At 53.8% G+C, this 15,015-nt stretch carries 11 protein-coding genes; 6 read left to right on the plus strand and 5 right to left on the minus strand.

The window, feature by feature from the left end; all coding sequences use genetic code 11:
* Positions 1–28: 28 nt before the first annotated feature.
* Together NSQ46_RS01945 and NSQ46_RS01950 are read right to left on the minus strand one after the other, a co-directional pair.
* Positions 29–3,313: an efflux RND transporter permease subunit gene (locus tag NSQ46_RS01945; RefSeq protein WP_342576219.1), complete on the minus strand. Its 3,285-nt coding sequence runs from the start codon at positions 3,311–3,313 to the stop codon at positions 29–31.
* A 55-nt stretch (positions 3,314–3,368) separates the two neighbouring features.
* Positions 3,369–4,298, minus strand: a complete 930-nt coding sequence (locus NSQ46_RS01950; RefSeq protein WP_007128803.1) for a TetR/AcrR family transcriptional regulator — start codon at positions 4,296–4,298, stop codon at positions 3,369–3,371.
* 833 nt (positions 4,299–5,131) lie between these two features.
* Here NSQ46_RS01950 and NSQ46_RS01955 point away from each other — a divergent pair.
* Complete coding sequence (locus NSQ46_RS01955) at positions 5,132–6,340, plus strand: IS4 family transposase (RefSeq protein WP_342575273.1); 1,209 nt, start codon at positions 5,132–5,134, stop codon at positions 6,338–6,340.
* A 512-nt stretch (positions 6,341–6,852) separates the two neighbouring features.
* Here the strand turns inward: NSQ46_RS01955 and NSQ46_RS01960 are convergent.
* From NSQ46_RS01960 to NSQ46_RS01970, 3 genes are all read right to left on the minus strand, one after another.
* Positions 6,853–7,167 (minus strand): multidrug efflux SMR transporter, encoded by a 315-nt coding sequence (locus NSQ46_RS01960; RefSeq protein ID WP_007128801.1) that lies wholly within the window; start codon positions 7,165–7,167, stop codon positions 6,853–6,855.
* Positions 7,167–7,514 carry a multidrug efflux SMR transporter gene (locus NSQ46_RS01965; protein ID WP_007128800.1) on the minus strand — a complete coding sequence of 116 codons (348 nt, stop codon included), beginning with the start codon at positions 7,512–7,514 and terminating at the stop codon, positions 7,167–7,169. The genes NSQ46_RS01960 and NSQ46_RS01965 overlap by 1 nt, the downstream gene beginning before the upstream one ends.
* Positions 7,515–7,626: 112 nt before the next feature.
* Positions 7,627–8,208: a TetR/AcrR family transcriptional regulator gene (locus NSQ46_RS01970; protein ID WP_007128799.1), complete on the minus strand. Its 582-nt coding sequence runs from the start codon at positions 8,206–8,208 to the stop codon at positions 7,627–7,629.
* Positions 8,209–8,411: 203 nt separating this feature from the next.
* Here NSQ46_RS01970 and cls point away from each other — a divergent pair, with 203 nt between their 5' ends.
* From cls to prmC, 5 genes are all read left to right on the plus strand, one after another.
* A complete protein-coding gene (gene cls / locus NSQ46_RS01975) occupies positions 8,412–9,914 on the plus strand; it encodes a cardiolipin synthase (protein ID WP_007128798.1) in 1,503 nt (500 codons plus the stop codon).
* 253 nt (positions 9,915–10,167) lie between these two features.
* Positions 10,168–11,301, plus strand: coding sequence for a type 2 isopentenyl-diphosphate Delta-isomerase (gene fni / locus NSQ46_RS01980; RefSeq protein WP_007128797.1), 1,134 nt, complete (start codon positions 10,168–10,170; stop codon positions 11,299–11,301).
* Between the two features lie 258 nt (positions 11,302–11,559).
* Positions 11,560–12,660 carry a redox-regulated ATPase YchF gene (gene ychF / locus NSQ46_RS01985; RefSeq protein WP_007128796.1) on the plus strand — a complete coding sequence of 367 codons (1,101 nt, stop codon included), beginning with the start codon at positions 11,560–11,562 and terminating at the stop codon, positions 12,658–12,660.
* Between the two features lie 233 nt (positions 12,661–12,893).
* Complete coding sequence (prfA, locus tag NSQ46_RS01990; protein ID WP_007128795.1) at positions 12,894–13,961, plus strand: peptide chain release factor 1; 1,068 nt, start codon at positions 12,894–12,896, stop codon at positions 13,959–13,961.
* Positions 13,962–13,965: 4 nt separating this feature from the next.
* Positions 13,966–14,856 (plus strand): peptide chain release factor N(5)-glutamine methyltransferase, encoded by an 891-nt coding sequence (gene prmC, locus NSQ46_RS01995; protein WP_341342510.1) that lies wholly within the window; start codon positions 13,966–13,968, stop codon positions 14,854–14,856.
* Positions 14,857–15,015 lie beyond the last annotated feature (159 nt).

Consider the following 15,015-nt stretch of genomic DNA (forward strand, 5'->3'; position numbering starts at 1 on the left):
ATGCCCTTATTGTTATAGACGAGCCGTTTTATTCGGCAACTTGTTTCTTGCGGAATTTCATCAAGAACTCATACACGATCGGTACGACGACAAGCGTCAGCAGCGTGGAGCTGATCAAGCCGCCGATTACCGTGATGCCGAGTCCACGAGAGATAATTCCTGCGCTGTTCTCCCATCCGAATACGAGCGGGAGCAGAGCGCCGATGGTCGCGAGTGCGGTCATCAGGATTGGACGAAGACGGGTGACCCCTGCCTCTAGCAGCGCTTCGCGAGTGCTGAGGCCTTCGCGCTCTTTGTGAATTACGCGGTCAATCAGAACGATCGCGTTGGTGACGACAATACCGATCAGCATCAGCACGCCCATCAGCGAGGAAACGTTAAGCGTTTCGCCGGTCACCAGCAAACCGATAATCGCCCCGATGACGATGAACGGCAGCGAGAACAGAATCGCGAACGGAGCGAGCGCGCCCCCGAACGTGACAACGAGAACGAAATACACGATGGCGATCGCGGCCAGCATGGCGAGACCCAGCTGCCCGAACGTTTCATTAATCTGTTCCGTAACTCCGCCGAATTGTACGGAGACGCCGTCCGGAATTTCCAGCTTATCGACTTCAGCTTCCAAGTTGCTGGATGCTGTTCCAACGTCATTGGTCAAAATGTCGGCAGTTACCGTCACAACCATTTTACCGTCGATGCGTGTGATTGTATCAGGAGTCGTTCCTTCCTCGACTTCGGCAACGTCCTTGATCGGCACCTCGATGCCAAGCGGGGATGTTACGGTTTCGTTCTCAATCTCCTTGATGCTCTTGTAAGTGGTCGTATCGGCTTCGATGTAGACATTATAGGTTTTGTCCTCAATGTTTACCTCTGTCAGCACCGGACGTTCGCGTACCGGGCTAAGCTTCATGGCGAGCTGTCCGGCGGTGAGACCGAGCGAGCTCAGCTTCTCTTGATCAGCGACCAGCGTGTACTGCTCAAACGCCTCGGACAAGCTTGTTTCGGCGTTATCGAATGTCGCGGTGTCCTTATTGGCGAGCTCCACAATCTGATCGGCTACCGGCTTGATCTGATCCAGAGAATCGCCGAACACGTTCACCGTCAGCTGGTTGCCGCCAAAGCCGCCGGCCATGTCCATGTTGGCCCAGGTTCCTTCCGGAACGGCCTTCGTCAGGTCTTCAATCAGGGCTGTTTTGACATCCTCAAAGTTCTTGGTGTCCGATTCATACATAATATAGAACAATCCCGAATTAGCAGAGCCCATGCCAAGCGGATTGCTGCCCCCGATGGAATACTGCATTTTCTCTACGCCCGGCTGATCCATGATCAGCTTCTCGGCTTTCAGCGCACGCTGCTCAACATCCTCGAGCAGGACGCCCGGCTCAGGGGAATACGTCACCATTACGTATTTGTCTTCCTGCTCCGGAATGAAGCTGACGCCCAGGAATTTCGTAAGGAACAGGCTGCCGACCAGCAGAGCTACCGCCATCAGGAAGGTAATGGCCTTATGATTCAAGGACCATTTCAGGATGGAGCGATAGCCTTTGGCGATTGCGCCCGGCTTCTCCGCATGGTCATGCTTGTTCTTCAGTCCCTTGCGGAAGAGACTGTGTGCCATGGCCGGCACGAGCGTGATCGCAACGACGAGAGAAGCCAGCAGCGCGAATACCATCGTCAATGCGAATGGCATGAACAGTTCGCCTACCATGCCGCTGACCAGGGTGAGCGGCAGGAATACCGCGATCGTTACGATGGTCGAGGACATAATCGGCACGAACATTTCGCGGGTGGCGGCGCTGATGAGCTCCCTGCCTGAAAGCTTCTCGGTGGAAAGCGACATGCGCCGGTATATGTTTTCAATAACAACGATCGAGTCGTCCACAACCCGTCCGATGGCAACGGTCATCGCGCCGAGGGACATCATATTCAGGGTGATATCCATCTGCTGCAAGCACAGAATCGCAATCAGCAGGGACAGCGGGATCGAGATGATCGAAATAATCGTCGAACGGATATTGCGAAGGAAGATCATAATGATCAGGACCGCGAACAACGCCCCGTACAACGCTTTGAAAAGCATCGTATGCACAGAGTCTTCGATCGGCTTGCCTTGGTCGAGCATAATGGTCAGATCCATGTCCGGATACAATTTGCCGAGTTCTTCGGCCTTATCCTTCACGAGGTTGACCACGTCAACGGTGTTGGCATCATTGGACTTGACGATCTGAATGCCGATCGATTCCTTCCCGTTGGTGCGGGAGATCGATTCCGAGGTGCCGATGACGTTAATATCGGCAATTTCGCTCAGCTTCACGGTAGGGATGCCGGCAGGAGCGCCGGTTTGTCCGCCTGGAGCGCCTTGTCCCTGAGCGCCTGCGGCACCCTGGCTCTGACCTTGAGCGCCTGCGCCTGTCTGCGTTGCTGCCTGGGCACCCGTGCCGTTCTGTGGAGCTCCTTGGTCGCCTGCCCCTGCTCCGGCCCCTTGACCGGCAGCAGCTCCCGGCTGACCAGCGCCGCCTGCGTTCGGAGCCCCTGCTCCTGCACCGGCTTGCGCGCCTGCACCGCCTGGAATAACGGGGATCGCCAAGTTCTTCAGATCATCAATGGTAATGATCCCGCCGTCGATCGCAACGGCCTTTTGCGATTTATCCATCTCGAACATGCCGAGCGGAACGTACAGCGAGGAAGCTTGGACGATCTGCTTCACGGTATCTTCCGTGAGGCCAAGCTTATCCATTTCGTCCTGCTTGAATTTCAGCTGGACTTCATTGACGTATTGGCCGGCAACCTGGATGGAAGCTACGCCGTCCAGATCCTCGAGAGCAGGCACGATGTCATTCTCGGTAATGCGGGTCAATTCGTCGAGCTTCATGTTATTGCTGTTCGAAATACTCAGCGAGACCACCGGCATCGAGCTCATGCTGAATTTCGAGATGGTCGGCTTCTGGGCCTCATCCGGCAGCTGAACCTCTTGGATGGCTTCGCGAACGGCCGCTGTCGCATTGTCGAGGTCGGTTCCGTAATCGAATTCGACCATGACATTTGCCGCATTCTCCATTGAGGTGGAAGTGACGGTCTTTACGCCATCGATATTCCGGAGACGCGTCTCCAGCGGCTTGGTAACTTCCTCCACAACGCCTTCGGGTGCGGCGCCCGGATAAACAGCGGTTACGCTAAGGAACGGCACGTTAATATCCGGGATTGTTTCCTGTTTCATCGTCACCCCGCTGTATAGTCCGGCGAAGGTTACGATGATGGTTAGCAGCCAGATGGCAAATTTGTTCCGCAGCGAAAAATTAATAATTCCTTTCATGCGTCGGGTTTCTCCCCTCTCCATAACTTATGTCTCTAGCTTTGAACAAATCTTCCTATGTCATTCCGCCAGGTGCTAAGTAGGTTTCCAGTACGGTCGTGATGGTATTCTTCAGCTCTTCATATAAGTCTTCCAGACCTTCGATTCCTTCAAGGTTTCTGAGCATTCCCTTCAGTACCGCCCGGCTCGGCTGGAGGGTGATCAGTTCCTTCTCCATAATCCCGAGGGACTCCAGGGTGTCTTGCCGGAGCTCGTGATCAAGCTTCAGCTGCTTTAGTTCATTCTTCATTGCCTTAATCACGATAAGCGGGTGACGCGGCGACCGCAGGTCGACCTGACACAGATCCTTCTGCCCCAGAACGACCTCCAGCGGAATAAGCGGCTTCGGCCGCCGGCGAAGCATGCTTGCCATCACGTCGTCCATCAGCTGAATAAGGTGTTCGGCTGTTTGTCCCACATTCAGGTGGAAGTCCGGCATGAACAGGAACCGGATGTAGGTGCCCAATATACCGCCCATGAGCATGGCGATCTCCATCGTGTAGGGAGCGGCTTCAGGCCCGTAGATGACTTGAAGTTTATGGTTAAACCACTGCAATGCCTGCACAATTTCCTGCTGGGCGTTATCCTTGTCAAACGGCGGCTTTCCCGGCACTGTCTGATCGTGAAACTGCTTCAGCAGAAATTCGCGAATCTCCATGAAATGGATAAGTAGCACCTCGGCCTGCTTGCGAAGCTGTTCCCTCGGTTCAAGGAGCGGATCGTTATCCACCCGCAAAATCTCATCCTTGATCCGGCCGATGATATGCTCGTAGATGCTCTTTTCCAATTCCTCTTTGGATTTGAAATGTAAATATAGGCTGCCTTTCGACATCCCGCATACTTCGGCGATCTCCTGCATGGAGGTTTCCGAGGCGCCCTTCGCGGAAAACAGCTGCATCGCAGTGATGAGAATTTGCTGCCTTTTATCTGCCGTTTTATCAGCCAAGCCTGATTTCACCTCACTTGGGAACTTGAGAGTTCCGTTATTGACCTTGCGGTCATTTCCGATTATAAAGGAAAAAGAACGGCCGTTTCAACTTTCGTGAAAGGCCGTTCTTTTGAAAGATCTTATACTAGTTATGAATAAGGGCTTACTTCCGCCACACAGGTATCCAAAAGGGACTTGTTTCCGCTGTATAGGGCTATATCGGTCTCACAAATACTCAAAAGGTACTTGTTTGCGTCGTATGAGGTTATATTTGCCACACAGGTACTCAAAAGGGACTTGTTTCCGTTGCATGGGGCTATATCCGCATCACAAGTACTCAAAAGGGACTTGCTTCCGCCACATGGGGCTATATTCGCCACACAAGTACCCATAAGGGACCTGCTTCCGCCACATGGGGCTATATTCGCCACACAAGTACCCATAAGGGACCTGCTTCCGCCGTATGGGGCTATATTCGCATCATAAGTACCCAAAAGGGACTTGTTTCCGCTACATGAGGCTATAATCGCCACACAAGTACTCAAAAGGGACTTATTTTGCAACAATGGAGCTATATTCGCCTCACAAGTACTCAAAAGGGACTTGTTTCCGCTACATGAGGCTATATTCGCCTCACAAGTCCCTAAAAGGGACTTGCTTCCGCCGCATGGGGCTATATTCGCCTCACAAGTCCCTAAAAGGCATGAGCGTTGCATAAAACCTATCACAACTTTTGCTGAAGTTACTATTTCTGTAACTACCTGTATCTTTTTCATGGACAAAACAAAAAAAGGCTCCTAATTTAGAAGACGTAGCACGTTGTCCACGACCTCTAAAAAGGAGTCCAAACCATGGATAACGTAACCCAAAACACTGTCGTTCGTCAACTGCTTTCTTTACTGCCTTTGGATGTACACGATCGACTCCTTCATGCCGATCGCTACGCCAAGAAGCTCACCATCAACAAAAGCATTCTCATTTTCATTCTGGCTCAGTTCAACCATTGGCAAAGCTATATCGAGATGGAAGAACAAATTTATGCACACTCTGAAATTCGGTCCATCCTTGATCTGCCCAGCATCAGCGCAGCCCAATTGTCACGGAAACTCAGCGAAATCCCGACGGAAATCTTGCACATGCTTTTTCTCCATAGCGTTGCCCGTGTCCAGAAGCTGACGGCTCACCAGCAGGGCATTTCTTCAACCATTGGACCTCTGGCACTCATTGATTCGTCGAAAATCACACTCCCCTTGGTACTTGGGGATTGGGCCAGAGTTTCGCATACCTCCAGCGGGGTAAAGCTGCATGTGCGGCTCGTAGCCGCTTCACCCGAAGTGGTATATCCGGACGCTGTCATCCCATCGACTTTAAACGTAGGCGACCGAGCCGGGGCGGTCGAACTGGTCACCGAGCAGGCGGCAACTTATGTCATGGACCGTGGTTATGATAGCTACAAAAACATGGATAACTGGATGGAGCGCGGCATTCAATTTGTCATGCGAATGAGAGATCGCACCTCAATCCATGTTGTGGAGGAACGAGAAATCCCTCCAGGAAGTCCGATCACACGAGATGCTCTTGTGAACGTAGGTAGCGGTTGGCGCAAGATGAAGGAACGAGTCCGGCTCGTAGAGTTTTATGATGAGCAGGGGCGCTATTATCGCCTACTTACCTCTCGACAGGACATAACGGCCGAAGAAGTAGCTCATATCTACAAATGCCGATGGCTTATTGAACTTTTCTTTAAATGGATAAAGCAGCATCTGCGCCTAAAAAAACTGCACAGCTATAAGCCGCAAGCGATATGGAACCAGATTTACCTTGCGCTGATCGCTTACGTGCTGGCACAGTATATGCAGCTACGTCTAGAAACCAAGAAAAGCGTTTGGCGTGTCCTTGAATTGTTTCGAATTCACATGTATCATCCGTGGTCCCAGTTCTTGAACGCTCTGTTTCGAGCACCTACGCGAACAACTTCTGGAAAGCCACGCGGTGCACCAAGGAAGGTACCTGAATTACGAACGAGCATTGGCATTTTTAAAACAAGCAAAGTGACTTAGGAAACGAAAATCTCGCACAAAATACATTTTATGGGAAAACGTAGCTACATTTAAGAAGTGTTGGATCTTTTAGTGTAATTCTCGAAAAAACAACTGTAAATTAATTGTTCTTATTCAGATTTCATCCAAGTGCTTGCAGATGTAAAGATTTATGCAACGCTCATGCCTAAAAGGGACTTGCTTCCGCCGCATGAGGCTATATTCGCCTCACAAGTCCCGAAAAGTCCGCTGCATGGGGCTATATCCGCCTCATAAGTCCCTAAAAGGGACTAGTTTCCGCCGTATGAGGCTATACTCGCCTCACAAGTCCCTAAAAGGGACTTACTTCCGTCACATGAGGCTATACTCGCCACACAAGAACCCAAAAGGGACTTGTTACCGTCACATGAGGCTATATTCGCCTCACAAGTACTCAAAAGGGACTTGTTTCCGCCGCATAAAAGCTACATCCGCTCGCAAGCATCAATGGCTAACCCATGCAACCACCGTACATTTACGAATAAGGAAGTAGCTTAAGTGATCAGCTTCAATCCGACGGCAGAGCACAGAATCATGGCGATGAACAGGATACGCCGCCATTCCTTCGGCTCGCCGAACAGGACCATGCCCGTGACGGTGCTGCCGACCGTCCCGATTCCGGTCCAGATGGCATAGGCCGTACCCATGGGGATGCTCTCCATGGCAAACGACAGCAGGGAGAAGCTGATTGCAAACGAAGCGAACATCAGCAGCAGATAGATCCAGCCCTTACGCTGAGACACTCCTTTAATGCCGATCACCCCGCCGATTTCAAGCAATCCTGCACAAATAAGCGCGATCCAGGCCATTATCGGCTCACCTCCCCGTTTTGCTCGGCATTGTCAGCGGTGACCAGCTTTAGTCCGATGACTCCGGCCAGCAGCACTCCGATCAGCAGCACCTTAATCAGCTTAAAGGGTTCGCCGAACAGCAGCATTTCAGTGCCGACCGTTCCAGCCGTGCCGATCCCGGTAAAAACCGCATATACCGTCCCCACAGGGAGCCGTTTAGCCGACTCAATGATCAAAAAGAAACTGGCGACAATCGCCAGAGCGGTTCCTAGCCACTCCCACGTATTTGAAGCGTGTTTTAAGCCGATGACCCACAATATTTCGACCAAGCCGGCCAAAAGTACAAAAACCCAATTCCGATTCATGATGATTCCTCTCCTTTTCTTGACTAACACGAAGTGCTCCTTTTGCGCAAATTTTATGGATTGTGCCATTTCGCGCTGGAGCGTCAGGCCGATGTTTGATCGGGAAGTATCGTTATCTTTCTCTCGACACGCCGGACCAATACACGGGCCATGCGGCTTCAAGCCGCCGAGTGGTGCGGGCTTCCCCGCCGTACAGCATCTCGACGGCAATGCCGTCGAGCAAGGTAAGGTAGGCAATGGCGGCCTGCCTAGGGTGCCGAATGATCCGTCCTTGTACCGGACAGCCTGCGGCTAGAAGCCTCGACAGCTTCTGTTCCTGCTCATCCAGGAACGGATAGACGAGATTCATGACATCGTCATACAGAGCGCTTGGCGGGAAAAAAACCATTCTCAGGAAAAACTTTCTCTCCGCATCCCGTTCGTAAATCTGCTGCCAATCCACCACAAATCCTTTCAGCTGCGCTTCAAGCGGAAGGGAGGTGTGCTCCTCGAAATAGTCTTCGATCCGCTGCTTCTGCCGCTCGAATACATCGGCCAGCACCTGCAGGAACAGGTCCTCTTTACTGGAAAAATGAGCATAGATCGATGGCTTCTTTATTCCGCAATCATCGGCAATATGTTTAAGCGAGGCTCCTTCATAGCCGTCTTGGGCGAAGCGGGCCAGAGCGGACTGTTTTATCTCAGCGGCACTCATCGCAATCCTCCTAACTAACGGTCGTTAGTCATATTTTTAGCAAACGGAGCTGCTTCTGTCAATAGTCTTTTTATTGGGCCTAACGAGGATCGGGGCTTTTTAGTTCATGCTTTAGTTCCCGAGACTTATCATGTAGAATATGGGTTGACCAGCATCGTACATACAAAAGAGAGATGAAGCGATGAAGCAAGGGGTAGAAGGATATGAGAAAGGGAATACAGGCCGTACTGATTACCGCGTTATTATTCGCGTTTTATTATTTTGGCATCGATTATTTCGGCAAGACGACAGGAACTATCATCGGGATATTTTCGACCCTGACCGTCGTCTCGATCGGGTTCATGATTTTCATGGAGAACCGGCATCCGACCAGTACAATGGCCTGGATTCTACTGCTTGCACTAGTACCGATCGTAGGGCTAGTTTTTTATTTTCTGTTCGGACAGAACTATTTTAAACGCAGAAAATATGACAAGAAGGCGCAAAAGGACGGCTTGGCCTATACCAGCGAAGTGCTTCGGCGCAGCAACCAAGATATCTCCCGTTTTAAAAGGGAGCACCAGCAGCTCCTGCAGCTGTCCACCCGCCTCGGGCGTGCGCCGGTTTCGTTCTCTTCGGATACCAAGGTGCTCACGAACGGAGAGGAGACGTTCGCGGCACTGCTTCGCGAGCTGGAGCTGGCCAAGCATCATATTCATATGGAATATTACATTTATCGTCCTGACGATATCGGGACCCAAATTCGGGACATTCTGGTGCGAAAGGCCAGGGAAGGGGTTGCCGTCCGGTTCATGGTCGATGCGGTAGGCAGCCTGCAGCTGCCGCCCGCTTTCCTGGAGGAGATGAAAGCTGCGGGGATTAAGGTAGCCGTATTCGGCAGCCCGAAGGCGATATTCTTCACGAGCCGGGTCAATTACCGCAATCACCGGAAAATCGTTGTCATCGACGGTACCGTCGGCTTCATCGGCGGCTTGAATGTCGGGGACGAGTATTTGAGCCGCAGCAAGGTTTTCGGGTTTTGGCGGGACACGCATATGCTGGTCCGGGGCGAGGCCGTCAGGACGCTGCAAATTGTGTTCCTGCAGGACTGGGAATATATGACCGGAGAGCAGCCTACAGACCAGGTGTATTTCTCCCCGGATCTCGTCGATCACTCCTCCGGAGCCGTGCAGATTATTGCCAGCGGACCGGATAATGAGCGCCGGGCGCTCAAGCATATCTTCTTCTCCATGATCGCATCGGCACGTCATTCCGTATGGCTTGCGACGCCTTATTTTATCCCGGATGAAGATATTTTGACGGCGCTGAGGGTCGCGGCTTTGTCCGGCCTTGACGTCCGGATCCTGTTTCCGTCGAAACCGGACAAGTGGCTGCCGTTTCTGGCCTCGCATTCGTATTTCCCGGCTTTGCTGGATGCGGGAGTGCGGGTATTCGAATACGAGAAGGGCTTTATGCATTCCAAGCTGCTCATTGTGGATGGAGAGGTTGCCACTATCGGAACGGCGAATATGGACATGCGCAGCTTTCACCTGAATTTTGAAGTGAACGCGCTTCTCGTGCATACGGACAGCGTCAATCAGCTGGTAGCCGATTTTGAGCAGGATCTGGAGCACGCAGTGCTGTATGACCGAAGCCGCACGAGGAAGAAGCGCATCATGACCCGGCTGCTCGAATCCGCGGCGCGGTTGATGTCGCCGCTGCTGTAGCGTTGCTCGGGTGCAAGGGAATATTTGGGCTGATGTGTAACAGCCGTTTAAGAGAAATATATGGATAACAACATGGGCGGAGCTCGTTAATATGTGATGATTCACGAATAAGCCGGACAGATGCGGCGCAGTATGGACAGGCATTTCGTTCGGTCCGGATTTATCGTTCTGGCTGAGCACCCATCGGTTCGACAAGCCTACAAGCCGCCATAATATCGATCACAAAAATTTTTAAACAGGAGGTGCTATGGAAATGAATGCATGGAAAAAAATAAGGGCCGGAACGATGGAGCCTGCCGCAATTTGTAATCGGGCAGACGGCTTGGAGTCATCCGGCGGCAGGCTGCTTCCGGATGTCCCCACCGGCGAGCGGAAGATTGAGCATGTGCGGCTGTGCCTGGAGGAAGAGGTCGGCTCCGTAGGCATTACTTCAGGCTTTGAGCGCTACCGCTTCCGGCATTGCGCGCTGCCTGAGGTGAGTTTCGAGGACATCAGGCTCGACACCTCCTTTCTTGGCATTCCAACACGGACGCCGTTTCTCATCAGCTCCATGACGGGGGGGAGCCGGACAACCGGGGAGATTAATATGCGGCTTGCGGAAGCGGCGGAGCGCCGGGGCTGGGCGCTTGGCGTCGGCTCCATCCGGGCAGCGGTGGAGAAGGAAGAGCTTGCCCCGACCTTTCGCGTGAGAGAGCGGGCGCCAAGCGTACCGATCATCGCGAACCTTGGGGCGGTTCAGCTCAATTACGGCTTCGGAACGGATGATTGCCGCCGGGCGGTCGACATTGCGGGTGCCGATATGCTGGTGCTGCATCTCAACGCCCTGCAGGAAGTGTTCCAGCCGGAAGGGAATACGCGATTTGGCGGACTTGCCTCCAGGATTGAAGAGCTGTGCAGCAGCCTTGAGGTTCCTGTCGGGGTTAAAGAAGTCGGCTGGGGCATTGACGGGGAGACGGCCCGGATGCTGATGGAGCTCGGTGTTGCTTTCATCGATGTGGCGGGAGCGGGAGGCACCTCCTGGAGCCAGGTCGAGAAATTCCGGGCGAATGATCCGGTACGTCGCGCCGCAGCGGAGGCCTTTGCCGACTGGGGCAATCCGACGGCGGAATGTATCGTCGAGGTGCGGGAAGCTGTTCCGGATTTTCCGATGATCGGCAGCGGCGGGCTCAACAGCGGCGTGGATGCCGCCAAAGCGATTGCACTGGGCGCTGATCTGGCGGGCTTTGGGCGGGGATTGCTCGGGCCTGCCGTCGATTCCGAGGAAGCGCTGGACCGGCGCCTCGCTCAGACGGAGCTGGAGCTTCGAACCGCGATGCTGGGGATCGGGGCTCCAGATATCGAGTCGTTAAGGTCAACGACTCGCCTGATCCGCAAGCAAGGGTTGTAACGACAAGCAAGGTGGTCTGTACTGAAAGCTCTAACGACCGCAAAGCAAGGTCGATAACGACAGGACTGATCGCCATGCAGGAAACGTTATGGAACACGCGGGAGTATCTGCAGCAATACGTGTTGAACTCTATCGGGTATCTGCTATAATTAATAAGATTGTTTTGGACCTGAGGTTTAAGGGAGCACAAACCCCCACAGCCTCTGAAAGAAAATGCATATAAGTGATAGAGTAACCTGATAAGGAGTTGTCATATAAATGGCTTTAAAAGCAGGGATCGTCGGTTTGCCGAACGTCGGCAAATCCACATTGTTTAATGCGATAACGCAGGCGGGCGCCGAATCGGCGAACTACCCGTTCTGTACGATTGACCCGAACGTCGGCGTCGTTGAGGTGCCGGATGAGCGCCTTGATAAGCTGACCGAGCTGGTGCAGCCGAATAAAACCGTTCCGACCGCTTTCGAATTCGTTGATATCGCGGGACTGGTTCGCGGTGCGAGCAAAGGGGAGGGGCTCGGAAATAAGTTCCTGGCCCATATTCGCGAGGTCGATGCGATCGTGCACGTCGTACGATGCTTTGAGGATGAGAATATCACCCACGTAGACGGCAAGGTCAACCCGGTGAGCGACATCCAGACCATCAACCTGGAGCTGATCCTGGCGGATCTGGACAGCGTCGAGAAGCGGATCGAGCGTACGAAGAAGAACATGAAGGGCGGCAACAAGCAGTACGCCCAGGAAGTAGAGCTGCTGGAGCGTCTGAAGGAAGCCCTGTACAATGATCAGCCGGCACGCAGCGTCGAGCTGTCCGATGAGGAGAAGCTGATCGTCCGCGATCTGCATCTGCTGACGCTCAAGCCGGTGCTGTATGCGGCCAACGTAAGCGAGGATGGCGTGACTGACGCGGACAGCAATCCGTACGTGCAGCAGGTCCGCGAGTTCGCGGCTGCCGAGAATGCTGCCGTCGTTCCGATCAGCGCCAAGGTGGAAGCCGAAATCGCCGAGCTTGAAGGTGAAGACAAGGCCATGTTCCTCGAAGAGCTGGGCCTGGAGGAATCCGGCCTGAACCGCCTCATTAAAGCGGCATACAGCCTGCTCGGCCTGTACACCTACTTTACCGCAGGCGTGCAGGAGGTACGCGCATGGACGATCCGCAAAGGCACGAAGGCTCCTCAGGCGGCCGGCGTCATCCACAGCGATTTCGAGCGCGGCTTTATCCGGGCCGAGGTGGTGTCCTACGATGATCTTGTTGCCGCGGGATCGATGAACGGCGCGAAGGAGCGCGGACAGCTCCGCCTTGAAGGGAAGGACTATGTCGTCAATGACGGCGATGTCATGCACTTCCGCTTCAACGTGTAGCATATTATGATACAAAGACCATGGCTCCATGCCAGATGATGCATGGGATCATGGTCTTTTTGCCAAGCGGATGTTTCATGCAGGGCAGGGAACGCTTCCTGCGTTTCCCGCGCCTATGCCCTTCTAGTCAAATAGGACGTTTCATGCTATAATAAACAGTCGTTTACGCTTCGCATATTCGAGGGAGCGATAGGCGCTAGAATCAGGAATATTACGTAAGAGAGGTGAATTCCTTGTTAGACCGATTGCAATCCCTGGCGGACCGTTACGAGAAGCTGAGCGAGCTGCTGTGCGATCCGGATGTCGCGAATGACTCCAAGAAGCTAAGGGATTATTCCAAAGAACAATCCGATCTGCAGCCTGCTTATGAGGCTTATGTTGAATATAAAAATGTAATGGAAGAGCTTGAAGCTGCAAAAACAATGCAGGGTGAGAAGCTCGATGACGAAATGCGCGAAATGGTGAAAATGGAAATCGAGGAGCTCTCCGCCCGCCAACAGGAGCTGGAGGAGAAAATCCGGATTCTGCTGCTGCCGAAGGACCCGAACGATGACAAGAACGTTATCGTCGAGATTCGCGGTGCAGCCGGCGGAGACGAGGCGGCGCTCTTCGCGTCCGATCTGTACCGGATGTACACCCGTTATGCCGATTCCCAGGGCTGGAAGGTTGAGCTGATGGACGTGAACATGAACGACCTCGGCGGTTTTAAAGAGGTTATCTTCATGATCAATGGCCGCGGTGCTTACAGCAAAATGAAATTCGAGAGCGGCGCGCACCGGGTGCAGCGTATTCCGGCAACGGAATCCGGCGGTCGTATCCATACCTCCACTTCAACAGTGGCGGTCATGCCGGAAGCCGAGGAAGTCGATATCGAGATTTTGGATAAGGATATCCGCGTGGATACGTTCTGCTCCAGCGGTGCGGGCGGTCAGTCCGTTAACACCACGAAGTCGGCGGTTCGCGTAACGCATATCCCGACCGGCATTGTGGCTACGTGCCAGGACGGCAAGTCCCAGAACTCCAATAAGGAGAAGGCGCTGCAGGTGCTTCGCGCGCGCATCTACGACATGATGCGCCAGGAAGAGGAAGCGAAGTACGCCGGCGAGCGCAAGAGCAAGGTCGGCACCGGAGATCGAAGCGAGCGGATCCGCACGTACAATTTCCCGCAAAGCCGGGTGACCGACCATCGGATCGGGCTTACCGTGCATAAGCTGGATCAGGTGATGAACGGCGAAATCGAGGAGATCATTTCCGCCCTGACCATCGCAGAGCAAGCGGAAATGATGGATAAAGGAGTATAACGCTTTGGAGCGAAACAAATTTGCATTGACGCCGGAGCGCAGCATACGGGAAGCCTTTCTGGAGGCTTCTTCTTTTTTAGACGGGGTCGGGGTCCTGGAGCCGCAGCGAAATGCGCAGCTGCTGCTGGAGCATGTGCTGGGGCTGACCGGCACGGCGTATTACGTGGCCCTCGGCGACGGTTTTCCCGAGGACCGGCGCAGCGATTTCGAGGACGTCATCAACCGGAAGGCCGACGGCGTCCCGGCGCAATACATCATCGGGGAGCAGGAGTTCTACGGGCGATCGTTCGAGGTGACGCCGGCCGTTCTGATTCCGCGTCCTGAAACGGAGCTGCTCGTCGAGGCCGTGCTGAAGTACGGAAACCAGCTGGCACCGCAGCCTGGCGAAAGACTGACCGCCGTCGACATCGGCACCGGCAGCGGTGCCATCGCCGTAACGCTGGCGCTGGAGGCGAAAGGGCTGCGCATGCTGGCGAGCGACATTTCGCCGCAGGCGCTGGATGTTGCGCGGCGTAATGCGTCCCGGCTCGGAGCCGACGTGGAGTTCAGGCAGGGCAATCTGCTCGAGCCGTTCGCCGGCTTGGCGCCGGATATGATTGTCTCCAATCCGCCGTATATTCCGGCCAGCGACATTGAAGAGCTTCAGCCCGAGGTGCGGGATCATGAGCCGCGAACCGCGCTGGACGGCGGGCCCGACGGCCTCTATCCGTACCGTGTGATGATGGATCAGCTCCCGCTGCTTGCGACGCCGCCGAGACTGATCGCCTTCGAGCTGGGCATGGGCCAGGCGCAGGATGTAGCGGATATGCTGCGGGCTGCCGGTCATTGGGACGAGATCGTTACGATCCCGGATTTGGCGGGAATCGACAGGCATGTTTTGGGAATTGCCCGTTAAATTGTGTTCGGAGGGAAATTCTTTTACAATATATGATGATCATGGGTTTACTTGCGGAAATCCGCTGCTTCCCGTGCAGGCTTCTCATGCTCATGATCCGTTCGTGCTCATAAGGTTCGTATTCTGTCTTATCGTCCGCCCGCATCCTTGAAAGGCTGT

This window comes from Paenibacillus sp. FSL M8-0142 (assembly GCF_038597315.1).
In the GTDB taxonomy this organism is placed as follows: Bacteria; Bacillota; Bacilli; order Paenibacillales; family Paenibacillaceae; genus Paenibacillus_AQ; species Paenibacillus_AQ lactis.

Coding starts and splice junctions, on each gene's coding strand:
- NSQ46_RS01945 (WP_342576219.1), bottom strand. CDS start 3,313: ATGAAAGGAATTATTAATTTTTCGCTGCGGAACAAATTTGCCATCTGG.
- NSQ46_RS01970 (WP_007128799.1), bottom strand. CDS start 8,208: ATGAGTGCCGCTGAGATAAAACAGTCCGCTCTGGCCCGCTTCGCCCAA.
- NSQ46_RS01955 (WP_342575273.1), top strand. CDS start 5,132: ATGGATAACGTAACCCAAAACACTGTCGTTCGTCAACTGCTTTCTTTA.
- NSQ46_RS01965 (WP_007128800.1), bottom strand. CDS start 7,514: ATGAATCGGAATTGGGTTTTTGTACTTTTGGCCGGCTTGGTCGAAATA.
- fni (WP_007128797.1), top strand. CDS start 10,168: ATGAATGCATGGAAAAAAATAAGGGCCGGAACGATGGAGCCTGCCGCA.
- NSQ46_RS01960 (WP_007128801.1), bottom strand. CDS start 7,167: ATGGCCTGGATCGCGCTTATTTGTGCAGGATTGCTTGAAATCGGCGGG.
- cls (WP_007128798.1), top strand. CDS start 8,412: ATGAGAAAGGGAATACAGGCCGTACTGATTACCGCGTTATTATTCGCG.
- ychF (WP_007128796.1), top strand. CDS start 11,560: ATGGCTTTAAAAGCAGGGATCGTCGGTTTGCCGAACGTCGGCAAATCC.